The sequence below is a fragment of the Pseudomonas oryziphila genome (assembly GCF_003940825.1).
In the GTDB taxonomy this organism is placed as follows: domain Bacteria; phylum Pseudomonadota; class Gammaproteobacteria; order Pseudomonadales; family Pseudomonadaceae; genus Aquipseudomonas; species Aquipseudomonas sichuanensis.
This window is the reverse complement of the sequence record NZ_CP034338.1, coordinates 3646020-3660767: the sequence shown is the minus strand read 5'-3', so window position 1 is coordinate 3660767 and position 14748 is coordinate 3646020. Positions and strand designations below refer to the sequence as shown.

The following is a 14748-nucleotide window of genomic DNA, read 5'->3' as shown; positions in this document are numbered from 1 at the left end:
CGCCGTCAGGCGGCAACTGCTTTGAATGCGTGAGCATGCAGGCATCTCAATTCGGACAAGCACTGGTTTGGGGCGCTCTATGCCACTCAACACGCGGGAGGACCTGCTTAGCTATGCGGAGCATCTGATTCGCACAAGGGGCTACACAGGTTTTAGTTACGCCGACCTCGCCATGGAGATCGGCATAAAAAAGGCGAGTATCCATTATCACTTTTCGGTGAAGGAAAAACTCGGCGAGGAAATTATCGAGCGCTACATGGCGAGATTCATAGTGAATTTGGAGCAGATCGAAGGCGCCGGGATGAGCCCTGCCGAGCAACTCAAAACGTTTGCCACAATTTTCCAAGCCAGCATTAGCCGCGGGCTCCTGCCATTGTGTGGTGCTTTAGCGGCCGAATTTCCTATTTTACCTGAATCCCTTCAACTTCTAATCACGAGCTTTTTCCACAAACAGCTCGCGTGGATTGAAGAAAAGCTCCGACAGTTGTTTGAAGTCTGCGGCCAAAAGCCGCAAAGCGACCTAAAGCTGTATGCTCATTTATTGCTCAGCACCCTGGAGGGAGCAAGCTTTATTGACTGGACACTTGGTTCATCTGAGTATCTACTGAAAGGCTTCGATCTCGTCTTATTATCGATCATTTCAAATAGTGGACTAGCTCATCTATCCACAAGCTCTGAATTAAGCGGAGTCTCCGTTTTGGTCCCTTAGCCGTAATGATGGTAAATTAGTCACTGAGGAGCTTGTTCAGAGGTCACATCAGTCAACAGGCTGATGGATCGCTCAGGATCCACTAAGTACCTTGCAAGCTCGTCGCGTAATGCTTTTCAAACGCTATTGGCTGCAGCTAATTGTTGAAATCTTACCGGCATTTTGCATTGTAGAATATTTTAATGTAATGGAGCACGTCACCACGAGTATCTTCCCGCATATTATAGGTTTTCCTCTTGATCTGCCTTCTACAACATCGAACTGGCGCTCCAGCCAATTGGATAAGGCGACCGCCGGCTTACTGTCGTACTTTCCGAGGCGACTCCGATACCTGCCTGATAGCGCTGCACCCCCACCCCATGACACACCAGCCTCTCCACACAATGCCGACCACCATCTTCACCGACATCATGCGGGTCGGCATGGATTTTGCGGTAGCCATAAACGCCGCCGCTCTCCTGCCACTCATGCTTAATCGAACCCAGTAATGTCTGGTCGTCTTCCTGATTGTGCCGCTGGCGGTAACCGCCGGAGCGGGCGATGGCGCTGTTATCCCTGTTGGAACGGTAAACCTCAAGGTTGGGGTAATCTAATCGCGCTATCCGTCGTAATGGTAGAAGGTATTGCGCAACTGGGTGTTGTCGTCCAGCTGGTAGTGATCGAGCCTATCCAGCGGGTACGCTGCTCGTAGCGACTGTTGTTGACGTAGTAGTTGTTGAAGCGGTTGCGCTTGTCGATGTGCAACCTGCCGGCCATTGGTTCTAGTACCGGCGTGCCCCAGTAGGGACTGTCTTTCTTCTCTTCCAGGTATTCGATCGCCAGCGTATGGGAGAGTCGGTCGTTGATGTCGCTGAGCAGCGAGTAGGCCAAGTTGCCCGCACCGTTGTCCTGGCGATCGATGTAGCCGTTGCCGCTGGTACGGCTGTAGTCGAGGCGCGCATAGTGGCGTGGACCCGCTCCGCTGTTGAGCGCTTTATTGAAGCCGACCGTGGTTTCCCAGATGTCGTAGTGACCGTAGCTCATCCGGCCCACGAAGGTATCTTCGTCGCGTTTGGGCAAGTTTGGTGATGACGTTCAGGCTGCCACCTAGGGCACCGCTGCCGTTGAGGAAGGAGGAGGGGCCGCCGAGCAATTCCACCCGATCATAACTCCAGGCACCGACCGGACGTGCTGCGCCGCCGTATTGCAGATTGATGCCGTTGAACAGCTGGCTGATCTGGGCATCGTTGAAGCCACAGTACGACACATAGCTGCCCCAGCCGGATGGCGCAGGAGCGTTAATCCCAGGCAGAGCGTTCACAGCGTCTTGAAATTTGCGTGCTCCGATACGTTCCATAGGCTTGCGATCAGCCAAGCTTACAGAGGCGGGATTTTCCCGGGCGCTGAGGTCCAGATGCAAGCCGCTTTCGATGGGGGTATCCAGGTCCAGGCTGGTGGCCGGTTTCGGCTGGTTGGTCGAGGCATTGACGTAACGGGGGGTAAGCTCGCGAGCAACGCCAAAGTAGTCAAGCGAAACATGAAAAGCTTCCTAGCTTAATATGAGCACACACCGGTCGCGCGTCATCCAGCGGTAGATGGTGATGATGTCAAGGCGAAGGAAGTAGGGCGGGGGAAGCACGAGGGTTGATCATGGGTCAGCGCTGTCTGGGTGACCAGGGCGTCGGTTGTGCGGGCAACGGCTTGGCTGGCTCACCGGCAAGCAGGGCGAGTAGCTCGAAAAACGCTGGCAGCAGGATGGCAGGGAACAGGCTTGCGATGATGCAATCAGCCTCGACGGACAATGGCAGGGGAGAGCACATCCTGCCGGCATTTCGAATGCCGCGCCGTCCAGCCTCATCAGCAAAGCTCGTTGAGAAGGACGGTCTTTCGAAGAGCGGATTTTACATTTTTTGATCCGTCAGTGAACTTTTAAACAGTTCGACACGCAGACAACCGCGTTGCTGTCCGGTCTGTCGTCGGTATAAAAACCGTCTCGATTTGGCATCTTTATCTTTGTTAAGATCGACGCATCCACGGTCGCGTTGGCGTCCAGCAGCTTGTTCATGTGCAGGATGTAGCCGGTCACTGCATAGACTTGTTCGTTGGACAATGACTGTGGCGCCTGGAAGGGCATGGCTCTTCGGATGTAGTCGAAAAGCGTCGTTGCGTAAGGCCAATAGCTGCCGACTGTCTTGAGCGGTTTGTCAGTAGTCAGGGTTCCTTCGCCTCCCGCCAACGCAGGTCCGACGCCGCCCTCGAGCTTCACGCCATGACAGCTGACGCAACTGTTCATGTAGACCTTTTCCCCATCCGCTACCGTCGCGCGCCCTTGAGGCAAGGCTTTGCCGTCGGGTGCCACATCGATGTTCCAACTGGCTATCTGCGCTTCGGTAGCCTTGGTGCCCAAACCGTATTGGGATTGTGCCGAGGCATGATTCAGCGCACAGGCGCAAAGCAGACCGATGAATAACGAACCACCTTTAAGCCCGTCCATTGGTCACCTCCCCATTGCTGGAAATACGCCACGGTTGCACCGAATTGTTGTGGTAGAAAGAGACCTTGCCACGTTCATCAATCAACTGTTCCAGCATCGGCTGAACATATCCGGTCTCATCGATGGCGCGGCTCATGATCATCAACTCTTGACCGTTCCATTCGAAAGGCGCCCTGAAGGCGGTCAGCGCCTTGGTCAGAATGGGCTCCTGTAACTTGGCTTGCGTCCAGGTATTGCCGCCATCAACGGAAACATCGACACGGGTGATTTTGCCGTGGCCGCTCCAGGCTATGCCACGCATCTCATGCAGACCCTTGCGCGTCAGTTTCTGGGTGCCGGAAGGGTAGGTCACCAGTGATTTGCATTCCATGACAAAGGAAAATTTCCGAGCTTTACCGTCGGCCATCAAGTCGGTGTATTTGGCGGTTTCTTCCCGGCTGTAGGCGGGCGCATCGGTGACATGAAGTCGGCGCAGCCATTTGATGTGGGTGTTGCCCTCGTAGCCGGGGACAAACAGACGCAACGGGTAGCCCTGTTCCGGCCTTAGACGCTCGCCGTTCTGGCTGTAGACAACCATCACATCGTCCAGGCATTTTTCGATGGGAATACTGCGTGTCATTGCCGCGCCGTCCGCCCCTTCGGCAATGATCCACTTGGCTTGCGGTTTGAGCCCGGCTTCATCCAGCAGGGTCTTCAAGGTAACGCCAGTCCACTCAGCACAACTGACCAGGCCACTGACTTCGGCGGCGGTTTTGCCCCACGGAGGTAGAAACGATGGATTGCCCGAACACTCCATGAAGTGCACTCTTGACACGGCGGGGAACTGGCGTATCTCGTCCACGGTAAAGATCAAGGCGTTTTCGGTGAAGCCGTGAATTACCAACCGGTGTTCAGCCGGATCGATTTGCGGGACGCCCGCATGATGGCGCTCATAGAACAGACCATTCGGGGTAATGATGCCGTCCAGTTCCTGAAGTGGAGAGGTGCTGTAGGCGGACATGGTCTCTTTCAGGCCGGGATATAGATTCCTAACTGCTTTGGTTTCGAACGTTGAAGGTTTGCCGTAAGGGCTTGCCGTGGGAGTGCCAAGACTGCGGGACCATTGCGGGACTTCAAGGGGCAGGTTCGGGTCAAGCGGGGCGATGTTGGTCGTCTCTGCATTGGCCAGAGCGCTATCACTCAGAGCAAAGGCGGCAGCGCCGATAACGGTTCCACTTTTTATCAGGAAGTCCCTGCGAGCCAAAGATGTCTCAGACGTGTCTTGCTTGGTGGGGACCATGGATTTCTTTGTCATTGTTGTTCCCTGGGGTTCTTTGTCGGGACGGACCCAACGGCAAGCTTGTAGACTGATCGGTCGGTCTGTGGCTAGAATAGAAGGAAAAACGCGCGTGGTCCAGTCGCAAGGACGACCATCGGTGATGGGACGTGAATGAGGAGGAGGTCGATGGAGGCGGCGCATTTGAAGCGCCGCTAATGACAGTCAAGCCAGGCGTGGCTCAACCTTAAGTCCGGGCAGGAGGGTGTCGCAGAAGAATGTCGCGATGGATTCCGGGGAACGCGGGCCTCCGGGCTTGATCCACAAGTAGCTGTAGTGGTGGATACCTAGGATAGCCTTCACGGCCAACGAGTCAGATGTACGGAAGGTCCCCTCGCTCACGCCAGCCTTGAGGATGTGCGACCAGAGCTTTTCATACCGGCGGTGCAGATCAAGCAGCTCGGTCTTGCGCTCGCCAATGACCGAATACACTTCCCGGAAACACACCGTCATTTCGGCCAGATGGGTGACAATCGTGCGCATCACGATGGCCGAAAACTGGCGAAATTTATCTTCCGAAGACAAATCGCTCCCGCACAAAGGTGTACCTTCCGCGATGAGCACCCGCAAGTACCTGCTGGTGATTTCGAACAGCAATTCTTCCTTGCTGCCGATATGGTAATACAGCGCGCCCCGAGCTAGGCCAGTTGCTTTTTCCAATTCAGCCATTCCAGTCGCATGAAACCCGCGCGTCGAAAACAACTGCGCAGCGATTTTCAGGATCCGCTCCTTGGTGCTTGTTTCAGCAGGTTCGGCAGCGACGATGGCGTTCTTTTTTCCCATGGGTCAGTTCCAACCAGTTGAGCGTCAATCATACCCAGCGTGCGCGTTGAAGGATACAAACGGGTCATGCTAAACCCCGTTGCTGGTAAGGGGGTGTATTGACCGATCGGTACAGGAGCGACTATAAGCCCACTTAAATCGAACGTGTTTCTAAGGGCGCGGTGGCGTCGAGAATTCTAAGAGCCTACCCAGGCATTCGGATTGACCATGACAATGAGCAAACCCTTAACTCGGGCGTCCAACTCATCAGCCTCGGCAAGATTGATAGCGATGACCTGTTTCGCCATGGTCGCCTTTGCCGCGAACTCGCTACTGTGCCGCCTGGCGCTCAAGCACACCGACATCGATGCTGCGAGTTTCAGCGTTGTCAGGCTGACCAGCGGCGCCTTGGTGTTATGGCTGATGTGTGCCTTGAGACTGTCCTCAACCAGGGTTAAAGGCAGCTGGAAGGGCGCCGCAGCCTTGTTCGTTTACGTCTTCGCTTTTTCCTTCGCGTACGTTCATTTGGAAACTGGGATGGGCGCGTTGCTGCTGTTTGGCGCAGTTCAACTGAGCATGGTTCTGTACGGCTTGTTCAAAGGCGAGCGGATGTCCACGCTGACAGTCGTTGGATTTGTGTTAGCGCTTACTGGCTTGGTCAGCTTGTTGCTTCCAGGCGCGGCATCCCCCGATGCCCTTAGTGCGCTCACGATGTTGCTATCGGGACTTGCGTGGGGAATTTACTCACTGTTTGGCAAAGGGGGCGTCGACCCTCTGGCGACTACTGCCGGCAACTTCATCCGCTCCATTCCCTTGGTTCTGATTGCTAGCTTGCCATTTCTGCCAGGGCTGCGCTGGGATTTGCTGGGGATGCTTTACGCCGTTCTTTCCGGGGCGCTGGCGTCAGGCGTCGGTTACGCGGTTTGGTACGTCGTCGTGCGTGATCTTGCAGCGTTTCAAGCGGCAACGGTGCAGTTGAGCGTGCCGATTCTAGCTTCGCTGGCAGGCATCGTTTTGCTTGATGAAAGCCTGAGTTTAAGGATGGTATTGGCATCCGTGGGTGTGCTGGGGGGCGTTGCGTTGGTGTTGGGCAGCAAGCGAGGCGCGTAATTCAGGCCTCTTGGGTGTGAGGTGTCCGTTTCATATGAATTACTGATGTTGACGAAGAAGGAGCAGGCGGCGCAATTACATTGCTTTAAATGCTGCCTTTTAGCTGAAGCAGTCAGCTGCTTTGGTAAAACCCACCCCATGACTTACTTGTCCGATCTCGACCAAATGACCCCGAACAACTGCGCACACTGGCTGCGCAGTTGATGTCTAAGGTCGACACCCAAAGCAGAAAGATCCATCGTGATGAAACGATCATCGAGCAGCTCGCTCACGAGATCGCCATCCTCAAACGACACAAGTTCGCCAAGCGCAGTGAGCAGATCAGCCCGGCGCAAGGCAGCTTGCTCGACGACCTGCTCAATACCGACCTTGAGGCCCTCGAGGCGGAGTTAAAAGCCCTCCATCCACCACCCGCAAAGACAGAACCACGCCAGCAACCCAAGCGTGCGTCGCTGGCGCCAGTTCCCGCGCACCGTGATCCATCACGAACCGGACGACACTCAGTGTGCTTGCAGCTACCAGCTTCAGCGCATTGTTGAAGACGTCAGCGAAAAGCTGGACTACACACCGGGCATGTTCACTGTCGAGCAGCACGTTCGCGGGAGATGGGCCTGCTGACGGTGCGAAACGCTGATCCAGGCCCCGGTGCCGCCGCAAGTAATCGAACAAGGCATCCCCACTGCCGGCCTGCTGACCCACGTGATGGTGGCCAAGTTTGCCGACCACTTGCCGCTCTATCGACAGGAAAAGATCTTCGGCCGTGCCGGCCTGGCCATCCCGCGCTCGACACTGGCGCAGTGGGTGGGTCAAACCGGCGTGCAGCTTCAGCCGCTGGTCGATGTGCTGCTCGAAGTGTTGCTGGCCCAGCGCGTGGTGCACGCCGATGAAACGCCGGTACAAATGCTGGCACCCCGGCGAGAAGAAAACCCGTCGCGCTTATGCCTGGGCCTACAGCGCTACGCCGTTCTCTGCCTTAAGGCCGTGATCTAGGACTTCAGCCCCAGCCGTGCTGGCGAACATGCGCGTAACTTCTTGGGCGCCTGGAACGGCAAGCTGGTCTGTGATGACTTTGCCGGCTACAAGCCAGCTTCGAACTGGGCATCACCGAGATCGGCTGCATAGCCCACGCACGCCGCAAGTTCTTTGACTTGCATGCAGCCAATAAAAGCTGCCCATCGCTGAAAAACTGCATGAGTGGATGCTGGCCCTGCGTGAACTGGTGGCCGAGGGCTCGACCACATCGAAGGCTCTGGATTACAGCCTCAAACGCTGGGTAGCGCTGACGCGCTACCTGGCAGATCGTGCTGTGCCCATTGACAACAACCTGATCGAGAACTTGATCCGGCCGTAAGCGCTTGGGCGCTCAACTGGTTGTTTGCGGGATCGCTGCGCAGCGGCAAGCGGGCGGCCGCGATCATGAGCCTGATCCAGTCAGAGCGTATCAACGGGCATGATCCGTATGCTTATCTCAAGGATGTACTGACGCGGCTGCCGACGCAGCGGGCCAGCGAGATCGAGCGACTGATGCCGCATCAGTGGACGCCTGCCTGATCTGTGCAAGGTGTGTTCGCTGGCCGCTTACCTTGGTACCGATCAGGTTCAGCCTTCAAGGTAGTTTCAATGGGCTTAACATACGGACGGCGTTTGCAGCACCTTGCCACTGTCAGGTTGTTTTGCAACCTGACAGTGCATAGCGAGCCCACTCCTCCATAAGCTGTTTTCGTTTTTCCAGCAGATCGCCTCGTCGATACGCTGCTTCAGTCGCATTACTAATTTTATGCGCCAAGGCCATTTCAGGAACGATGTTGGCGAAGTTAGTTGTCTCGGCAGCCCAGTCTCTGAAGCTTGATCGGAAACCATGCATGGTGATGACTTCGCCGGCTTCGTTGCGCCAGCCTGGTCCGTTGTTGGCTAAGGACTTCTCATCCATACCGCGTATTTTTTGTAGCATTGCCATGTTCGAGAGCGGTCGACCAATGCTACGACCAGGGAAAAGCAACCCGCTTTTGCTTACCGCCTTCAGGCACCTGAACGTATGAAGGGCGGCTTTAGATAACGGCACTCGATGCTGGCGCCCGGCTTTCATTCGGGAAGCCGGAATAGTCCAAATTTCTTCGTCCAGATCAACTTCTTCCCAATATCCACCTATCACTTCGCTTGTACGCAGAGCGCACAGCACGGTTAACTTTACCGCAGTTGAACTAAGGTCCCTGGAATGCTCTAGTTCTGCCATGAAGGCTGGCAATTGCTCCCAGGGTAGAGCGGGATGATTACCACGGTCTACCAGCCTTCTTCTAGGCAGAAGCTTGTCCAAGTGACCCCGCCAGCGAGCGGAGTTTTCACCGGTACGCAGCCGGCGTGCTTTGGCAGCATCGAGAACAAGCTCTAACCGGTTTCTGACCCTGGCCGCTGTCTCAGGCTTAGCGGTCCATATTGGATTCAGAATCTTCAAGATATCGTCTGTTTCAACTTCGTCGACTGGCTTTTCTCCGATAAAGGGGAATGCATAAGTAGTAAGTGTGTTGACCCATTGTTGCGCGTGTTTTGCGTTCTTCCAGCCAGCTCTGTGGGCTTCAATGTAGTCCACTGCACAAGCGCGGAAGGTGTTTTCAAGATTCAGCTCCCGAGCAACCCGCGCAGCCTCAGCCTGCTGAAGTGCATCAGCCTTGTGTGTCAGAGGGTCGATACCCTCACGAATCAATGCTCTGTGAGTGTCGGCGCGGGAGCGCGCTTCCTTCAATCCATAGTGAGGGTAAGGGCCCAAGCCGATTTCCTTGCGCTTGCCTGCAAGCTGGTAGCGCAGCACCCACGCTTTTCCAGACTTTCGAATGACAAGGCGCAGGCCATCGCCATCATCGTACTTGCCATAGTCCTTGAGGTTTTCTATCAATTTCACTGTGAGCTTGGGCATGGGGGTGACCTCCGAACGTTGAATCCGGTCCCCCATTTGGTCCCCCACTCGTAGGGTGGAAACAGACGGAACTGGGCGGAAGCCAGAACACTGCGGCAACATTCAAGCTACACCAAATATGCCGTTCTAGAGCGGCCGGGCGTCGGGTTTTGGATGCCGGTAGTCGGGAGTGGAAACACACTTCGAATGACTACGCTTCCGCCACTTTCAAAGCCCTGATTATTCAGGGCTTTTTGCGTTTTCGGGCATAGTCACCCCCGCCGAATTCCCCCATCAGGCACCCTGCCCGAACGTCGCATTCAAAAACCACAACTCCAGCACCGCAACCAGCACGCAGAAGGCCACGAAGCCACGGGTGAACACCCGGCGTGGCTTGTCGAAACTTGGCCAGTTGAGCAGTGCATTACAGAGATTGCCGATGGCTTCGAAAATGCTGCCAATCGCGCTTAGTAAACTATCGAGTGCGTCGTGCACGTGTCGGATCTTCCTGGTGCCTGAGGGTGAGCCCTAGGTTACCACCATCAAGGCCAAACGCTCGCCCAGCCCCTGTGTTCACTGCAGCGTCGGTGACCTGAAGGGTGAGGCCATGTCAGCCAGCGTCAGTTCGATATGCGCGATCAACCCGGCGAGGTGATCTGCCTTTTCCAGTTGGCCGTGTGCCTTGAGCCGCACCAGCTCCTGGCGCAGGTTCAGCAGATGTTTTTGCAGGGCGAGGGCGGAGGTGTGGTACTGATCCATGTCGATCTCATATGAAGGGCCTCCTTGCCGTTGTTAGTGCCAACGAAGGTATCAGCTCATTCCGCGTGCCAATACTGATCATTCATACACGCTTCCTGAATTGGCGATAACTCGGCTACAGAACATTCAGATTGGTCCTACGAATAGATCAGGGCTTGATTTTTGGGTGTCCCCCAACGGTCGCGCCAGAAGCCTTGGCATGGTTGGGCTTAAGCCATACACGCAGCGTCGATAATGAACCTGACGCCGTAGGACGTCTTCGAATGAGTTGAAACGATATGTTGCAATTGACTTGCGCGGGAAGTTGCCGGCCCCGGCGATCCCGCGTTGGCGGTTTCTGCTAGCATCGACGCTTTTCACCGCCAGGGAGAGGCATGTGAAGTACGTCGTGATAGAGCACCACCGCAGCGAATACCCCACCCCCATCACCTTCGCTGGCGGCACTTTGCTGGACATCGGTCAGCGCTACGAGGGCGAGGAACCTTGGCAGGACTGGTACCTGTGCAGTTGCAGCGGGCAGGCGCCGGGCTGGGTACCGGCGCAGGTGATCGAGCGGATCGGCGTCGACCGGGGCAGGGCGGTGGAGGCTTATTGCGCCCATGAACTGGACATCGACCCGGGCCAGCAGGTCGAGGGCCTGCGGCCACTGAACGGCTGGCTGTGGTGCCGCAACTTGCGCAACGGCGAACTGGGCTGGTTGCCCCAGGAGAAACTGCGCTTGCTGGGCTGCTGAAAGAACATCTGATCTGCTTTTTTTCCACGAACCTGAATCTGTAACCGTATCAGCGCCGAGCCGACAATACCTTCCAGGCCCGGCGCTTGCGAACCGGCAAATGCCGGGCCGGTTGTGCTGCTCTGCACCTGCATCGGCCGGCCCCGCTGTTCCGTCATCACACTGTAGAGGTTCCGATGGGCAAGCTTGCTCTGTTCCTGGGTGGTTTTCTGCTGCTGACTATCATGATCGGTTTGCTGGGTACCATTCCGCCAGGTTGAAAACCTGCGCTTCATCCCTCAGCCCGTCTGGCATCAAGGCGGGCTCGATTTTCTCCCTTCGGCCCTTGGCCATTTGCCGCAGTCGTCTAGACAGGCGGTAGCTGCAAGTCATTCTCAAGTGCAAGGTGCTCGTGTACTCTCCCGCCCCCGTAAAAAGGGCCCGGGAACACGGGCCGATCACTTGCCTTGGAGACAATACGCACTATGGAATGCAAGAAAGACACTGCAGCGATGCTGGAGTGGCGCAGTCGCTATCTCGCAGAGGGCATCCTGCATGAGGAGGACTACGATCAGGCGCTGCGCAGTGCCGAAGCGTTGGAGCATTCTGGAGTGATCAGTGCAAGTGAATGGATCGAAATGGTCAGGTTGGCCAATACGGCGTTGCTCAAGCTCAGATAAATCCTGCAAGCGTTGCTGAAACTGTCCACAAAAAACGTGGGTAGGTCTGTGGATAAAGTTCTCTGGGCCTTGTGGTCCGTGGCCTCTGTCAAATTGAGCAGAAAGTGAACAGCGTTTTCACCCTCTGTTTTTGTGCTCACGGACGCGCGGCGCGCAGGGCCTGCAGCAGCTCGCGTACCCGCGCCGGCACGTCGCCTGTCGGGTACAGCGCATGCATCTGCGGGTCCTGGCCGGTGCTGGAGGTCAGGTGGTAATCGGCGCAGACCCGCACCAGGCGCCCTGCGCGCACCTCGGGTTCGGCCAGCCAGTCGGCCAGCCGGGCGATGCCGGCGCCGGCCAGGGTGCTTTGCAGCACCGCGACACCTGAACCCAGGCGCAACCGTGGTTGTGGCCGCAGGCTGGTGATATGCCCCTCGCGGCAGAAGTGCCAGGCCTTGAGGATGCGTGGCGCGGTGTGCAGGATCAGCGCGTGCCGCTCCAGATCCTCCAGCCCCTGGGGTGTGCCTTCGCGAACCAGGTACTGCGGGCTGGCATACAGGTGTCGACGGTAGCTCCACAGCGGGTAGCCGATCAGCTCGCTGGACTGGGGGAATGCGCCGCGGATGACGAAGTCGAGCTTGCCAAGCAGTGGGTCGAGCGCCTGGTCGCTGAACTGCACATCGAGGGTCACCTGAGGATGACGCCTGGAGAACTCGGCCAATACCTGCGGAAGTACCTGCTGCGCCAGAACCTCGGGTGCGGCCAGGCGGATCCAACCCTGCGCGCTGCCCGCCAGCGCGGCCAGTTCGTCGGCGGCATCGCGTTGCACATCCAGCAAGCGCTCGGCGTGGGGCAGCAGGCGTTCGCCGGCTTCGGTGAGGGTCACGGTGCTGGTGCTGCGGTTGAACAACTTGGCGCCGCTGTTATCTTCCAGCGCCTGCACTGCGCGGGTAACGGCGCTGGGGGAGCGGCCCAGGGCGCGGGCTGCGCTGACGAAGCTGCGCTTGTGCGCAACGCTGACGAATGCTTGGATCTCACGCAGCATATCCAGGGCCATGGGCTTATCCTTGTTGCAGTTTTCGCAACGTGGCATTTCAACACAAGCGCGGCCCTTTGATTAGTCTGGCGGCCTGCTTATTGCCGCCTGGACTGCCGACATGATGGATATCGCCCTGCTTTCGCTGTTTGCCTTTGCCGCTGGCTTGATCGACGCCGCCGTGGGTGGCGGCGGGCTGATCCAGATCCCGGCCCTGTTCAACGTGTTGCCCACTGCACAGCCGGCCGCGTTGCTGGGTACCAACAAACTGGCGTCGGTCTGTGGCACCAGCTTTGCGGCGCGTTCGTTCATTCGCAAGGTGCAGCTGGACTGGGGGCTGATCGTCCCGGCGGCGCTGAGCGCCTTCGTCATGTCCTTCTGCGGCGCGGCCACGGTGTCGCTGGTGCCGGCCAGCGTGATGCGGCCGATGGTGCTGGCGATGATCGTGCTGATGGCCGTCTACACCTTCTGCAAGAAGGACTTCGGTACCTTGCACAAGCCCACCGTCATCGGCCGCAAGGAGCAATGCCTGGCGGTGTTGATCGGTGGCGCCATCGGTTTCTACGACGGCTTGTTCGGGCCGGGTACCGGCAGTTTCCTGATCTTCCTGTTCATTCGCTTCTTCGCCCTCGACTTCCTGCATGCCTCGGCCTCGGCGAAGCTGGTCAACATTGCCACCAACCTGGCGGCATTGGTGTTCTTCATTCCTTCGGGCAATGTGTTGTGGGCGATTGCACTGCCGATGGCGCTGTTCAATATCCTCGGCGCGCTGACGGGCACTTGGCTGGCGGTGCGCAAGGGGGCGGGGTTCGTGCGCGGGTTGTTCCTGATCCTGCTCTGTGTGCTGATCGCCAAGCTGAGCTGGGACCTGTTCAGCGGCTGAGTCAGACCACTATCTGGCGCTGGGTCTCGGCCAGCTCGATACGGTTGCGGCCGTGGGCCTTGGCGCGGTACAGCGCCTGATCAGCGCTGGCCAGCAGCACGTCGAGGCTGGGCGCGGCAACGTCACTGCTGCAACCGGCGATACCGATACTGACCGTGATCTGCAGGCGCTGCCCGGCCTGGGCGAACTGCAGGTCCTGAACGGCACGGCGCAGGCGTTCGGCAGTGAACCTGGCCAACTCCGGCGCCAGCCCCGGGACGACAATGGCGAACTCTTCGCCACCCAGGCGGGCGAACAGCTCGCCGTCATGCAACTGGTCCTGCAGGGTGTCGGCAAACTGGCGCAGTACCAGGTCACCCACCGCGTGGCCGTGGCGGTCATTGATGGTCTTGAAATGGTCGATGTCGAGCATCATCAGGGTCAACGGCAGGGCCGGAGCCTGCTGCTGACGGCTGTCGAGCAGGCCGTTGGCGCGGCGGGTGAAGGCGCTGCGGGTGAGGGTGCCGGTGAGGTGGTCGATGGTGGCCTGGTGCGCCATGCGCGCCATCAGGCTGCGGTTGGCATTGCTCACGCAGGCCACCACCAGCGGGCCGAGCACCAGCATGGCGATGCCCAGGCGTGCCGACATCAAGGTGGTCACGCCCGGCTCGCTCTGCGGCACGCTGAAGTGCATGAGGTTCTGCGCCACGGCAACGATCAAGGTGCTGCCGGCAGTGAGGGTCAGCAACGAAACGAGAAAAGGCGAGTAGCTCAAGGCGCACCACAGCAGGGCGGCGATCGGGAAGGCAATCGCCCCAGGCCCGCCGAAGAAGATGCTCAATGCCAGCGAGGCCAGCAACACCAGCAGAGGGGCCATGGAGATTGGCTGGCTGCCGCTGCGGGTGAAGGCGCGGGGCGAGGGGGCGGTGAGCAGTACCGGCAGGACTAATACGCTGGTGGAGAACTGCTCGCTGAACCAGGCCAGCCAGGTGGCGCGCAATGACTGCTCGAACCACGGCGCGGCCATGACGCAGGCCAGGCTGGCAGCCACCATGCCACCGACAGCGCAGGCGCCGAACAGGCACAGGGTGCCGTGGGGTGTGCGCAGGCGCCTGTGCACCCGTGGCAAACGGGCCATCAGGTACCAGATGCTGAGGATGGCGCCAAGGTTGCACAGGTTGAACCACAGGGCCGGTTGCCAGGCGGAGCCGGTGACCAGGTCGGCAGCGACCATCCCCAGGTAGATCAGGCCGAAGCCGAGCACTGTGGCCTGGCGCGGGTTGCGCAGCAAGACCCCGGCCAGCACGGCGTTGACCGGCCAGAATAGCGACAGGGATTCGATCGGCCTGGCCAGGATACCCGTAAGTGTCAGGGCGAGCGTCAAGCCGAACAGGATGGCTAAAGGCAGCAGGCGCGACGGAACTGGAGACACCATAAGCTCGACCGACAAGCGAAGACGGA

Annotated in this window: 17 protein-coding genes and 3 pseudogenes; 9 read left to right on the top strand and 11 right to left on the bottom strand. The window is 58.1% G+C overall.

Going from position 1 to position 14748, the window contains the following annotated elements:
• Positions 1-25 precede the first annotated feature (25 nt).
• The gene (locus tag EJA05_RS17225; RefSeq protein ID WP_223811841.1) at positions 26-709 is read left to right on the top strand and encodes a TetR/AcrR family transcriptional regulator; all 684 of its coding nucleotides are present in this window, start codon (positions 26-28) and stop codon (positions 707-709) included.
• A 246-nt stretch (positions 710-955) separates the two neighbouring features.
• Here the strand turns inward: EJA05_RS17225 and EJA05_RS28450 are convergent.
• The 6 genes and pseudogenes from EJA05_RS28450 to EJA05_RS17205 all read right to left on the bottom strand — a co-directional run.
• Positions 956-1227 (bottom strand): annotated as a pseudogene (locus EJA05_RS28450) (IS3 family transposase); the annotation flags it as partial.
• Between the two features lie 55 nt (positions 1228-1282).
• The gene (locus EJA05_RS28825) at positions 1283-1732 is read right to left on the bottom strand and encodes a hypothetical protein (protein ID WP_407692080.1); all 450 of its coding nucleotides are present in this window, start codon (positions 1730-1732) and stop codon (positions 1283-1285) included.
• Positions 1683-2108, bottom strand: a complete 426-nt coding sequence (locus EJA05_RS28820; protein WP_407692079.1) for a TonB-dependent receptor plug domain-containing protein — start codon at positions 2106-2108, stop codon at positions 1683-1685. Before EJA05_RS28820 ends, EJA05_RS28825 begins: the two co-directional genes overlap by 50 nt.
• Before the next feature lie 498 nt (positions 2109-2606).
• Positions 2607-3182, bottom strand: a complete 576-nt coding sequence (locus EJA05_RS17215; protein WP_125859159.1) for a c-type cytochrome — start codon at positions 3180-3182, stop codon at positions 2607-2609.
• On the bottom strand, positions 3169-4476 hold the full coding sequence (gene soxC, locus EJA05_RS17210; RefSeq protein ID WP_223811840.1) for a sulfite dehydrogenase: 1308 nt from the start codon (positions 4474-4476) through the stop codon (positions 3169-3171). Before soxC ends, EJA05_RS17215 begins: the two co-directional genes overlap by 14 nt.
• A 186-nt stretch (positions 4477-4662) precedes the next feature.
• The gene (locus tag EJA05_RS17205; protein WP_125859158.1) at positions 4663-5280 is read right to left on the bottom strand and encodes a TetR/AcrR family transcriptional regulator; all 618 of its coding nucleotides are present in this window, start codon (positions 5278-5280) and stop codon (positions 4663-4665) included.
• A gap of 270 nt (positions 5281-5550) precedes the next feature.
• On the opposite strand from EJA05_RS17205, the gene EJA05_RS17200 reads away from it, so the two are divergent.
• The 5 genes and pseudogenes from EJA05_RS17200 to EJA05_RS28815 all read left to right on the top strand — a co-directional run.
• Positions 5551-6369: a DMT family transporter gene (locus EJA05_RS17200; protein WP_223811839.1), complete on the top strand. Its 819-nt coding sequence runs from the start codon at positions 5551-5553 to the stop codon at positions 6367-6369.
• 203 nt (positions 6370-6572) lie between these two features.
• On the top strand, positions 6573-6908 hold the full coding sequence (locus EJA05_RS28610; protein WP_267285393.1) for a transposase: 336 nt from the start codon (positions 6573-6575) through the stop codon (positions 6906-6908).
• The gene (locus tag EJA05_RS28605) at positions 6844-6987 is read left to right on the top strand and encodes an IS66 family transposase zinc-finger binding domain-containing protein (protein ID WP_267285392.1); all 144 of its coding nucleotides are present in this window, start codon (positions 6844-6846) and stop codon (positions 6985-6987) included. The genes EJA05_RS28610 and EJA05_RS28605 overlap by 65 nt, the downstream gene beginning before the upstream one ends.
• A gap of 84 nt (positions 6988-7071) precedes the next feature.
• Positions 7072-7491, top strand: a pseudogene (locus EJA05_RS28600) (IS66 family transposase).
• Positions 7492-7555: 64 nt separating this feature from the next.
• Positions 7556-7920 (top strand): annotated as a pseudogene (locus EJA05_RS28815) (IS66 family transposase); the annotation flags it as partial.
• 112 nt (positions 7921-8032) lie between these two features.
• Here the strand turns inward: EJA05_RS28815 and EJA05_RS17190 are convergent.
• The 3 genes from EJA05_RS17190 to EJA05_RS17180 all read right to left on the bottom strand — a co-directional run bounded on the left by EJA05_RS17190 (position 8033) and on the right by EJA05_RS17180 (position 10018).
• Positions 8033-9280: a tyrosine-type recombinase/integrase gene (locus tag EJA05_RS17190; RefSeq protein ID WP_223811838.1), complete on the bottom strand. Its 1248-nt coding sequence runs from the start codon at positions 9278-9280 to the stop codon at positions 8033-8035.
• A gap of 273 nt (positions 9281-9553) precedes the next feature.
• Positions 9554-9754, bottom strand: a complete 201-nt coding sequence (locus tag EJA05_RS17185; protein WP_110995563.1) for a hypothetical protein — start codon at positions 9752-9754, stop codon at positions 9554-9556.
• A gap of 78 nt (positions 9755-9832) precedes the next feature.
• Positions 9833-10018, bottom strand: a complete 186-nt coding sequence (locus tag EJA05_RS17180) for a hypothetical protein (protein ID WP_125859156.1) — start codon at positions 10016-10018, stop codon at positions 9833-9835.
• 376 nt (positions 10019-10394) lie between these two features.
• Here EJA05_RS17180 and EJA05_RS17175 point away from each other — a divergent pair, with 376 nt between their 5' ends.
• Both EJA05_RS17175 and EJA05_RS17170 read left to right on the top strand, forming a co-directional pair.
• Positions 10395-10751 carry an SH3 domain-containing protein gene (locus EJA05_RS17175; protein WP_125464641.1) on the top strand — a complete coding sequence of 119 codons (357 nt, stop codon included), beginning with the start codon at positions 10395-10397 and terminating at the stop codon, positions 10749-10751.
• Between the two features lie 464 nt (positions 10752-11215).
• Positions 11216-11410 (top strand): hypothetical protein, encoded by a 195-nt coding sequence (locus EJA05_RS17170; protein WP_125464640.1) that lies wholly within the window; start codon positions 11216-11218, stop codon positions 11408-11410.
• Between the two features lie 136 nt (positions 11411-11546).
• Here EJA05_RS17170 and EJA05_RS17165 read toward each other — a convergent pair whose 3' ends face one another.
• Positions 11547-12446, bottom strand: a complete 900-nt coding sequence (locus tag EJA05_RS17165; protein ID WP_125859155.1) for a LysR family transcriptional regulator — start codon at positions 12444-12446, stop codon at positions 11547-11549.
• A 100-nt stretch (positions 12447-12546) separates the two neighbouring features.
• Between EJA05_RS17165 and EJA05_RS17160 the strand changes: the two genes are divergently transcribed.
• Positions 12547-13308, top strand: a complete 762-nt coding sequence (locus EJA05_RS17160) for a sulfite exporter TauE/SafE family protein (RefSeq protein WP_125464638.1) — start codon at positions 12547-12549, stop codon at positions 13306-13308.
• Position 13309: 1 nt separating this feature from the next.
• On the opposite strand, the gene EJA05_RS17155 is transcribed toward EJA05_RS17160, so the two are convergent.
• A complete protein-coding gene (locus EJA05_RS17155) occupies positions 13310-14737 on the bottom strand; it encodes a GGDEF domain-containing protein (RefSeq protein ID WP_125859154.1) in 1428 nt (475 codons plus the stop codon).
• Positions 14738-14748: the final 11 nt, after the last annotated feature.

What these genes read in the sequence shown, in the direction of transcription:
- EJA05_RS17225 (WP_223811841.1), top strand. Translation starts at nt 26, where the DNA reads ATGCGTGAGCATGCAGGCATCTCAATTCGGACAAGCACTGGTTTGGGG.
- EJA05_RS28825 (WP_407692080.1), bottom strand. Translation starts at nt 1,732, where the DNA reads ATGAGCTACGGTCACTACGACATCTGGGAAACCACGGTCGGCTTCAAT.
- EJA05_RS17215 (WP_125859159.1), bottom strand. Translation starts at nt 3,182, where the DNA reads ATGGACGGGCTTAAAGGTGGTTCGTTATTCATCGGTCTGCTTTGCGCC.
- soxC (WP_223811840.1), bottom strand. Translation starts at nt 4,476, where the DNA reads ATGACAAAGAAATCCATGGTCCCCACCAAGCAAGACACGTCTGAGACA.
- EJA05_RS17205 (WP_125859158.1), bottom strand. Translation starts at nt 5,280, where the DNA reads ATGGGAAAAAAGAACGCCATCGTCGCTGCCGAACCTGCTGAAACAAGC.
- EJA05_RS17200 (WP_223811839.1), top strand. Translation starts at nt 5,551, where the DNA reads ATGACCTGTTTCGCCATGGTCGCCTTTGCCGCGAACTCGCTACTGTGC.
- EJA05_RS28610 (WP_267285393.1), top strand. Translation starts at nt 6,573, where the DNA reads ATGTCTAAGGTCGACACCCAAAGCAGAAAGATCCATCGTGATGAAACG.
- EJA05_RS17190 (WP_223811838.1), bottom strand. Translation starts at nt 9,280, where the DNA reads ATGCCCAAGCTCACAGTGAAATTGATAGAAAACCTCAAGGACTATGGC.
- EJA05_RS17180 (WP_125859156.1), bottom strand. Translation starts at nt 10,018, where the DNA reads ATGGATCAGTACCACACCTCCGCCCTCGCCCTGCAAAAACATCTGCTG.
- EJA05_RS17170 (WP_125464640.1), top strand. Translation starts at nt 11,216, where the DNA reads ATGGAATGCAAGAAAGACACTGCAGCGATGCTGGAGTGGCGCAGTCGC.
- EJA05_RS17165 (WP_125859155.1), bottom strand. Translation starts at nt 12,446, where the DNA reads ATGGCCCTGGATATGCTGCGTGAGATCCAAGCATTCGTCAGCGTTGCG.
- EJA05_RS17160 (WP_125464638.1), top strand. Translation starts at nt 12,547, where the DNA reads ATGATGGATATCGCCCTGCTTTCGCTGTTTGCCTTTGCCGCTGGCTTG.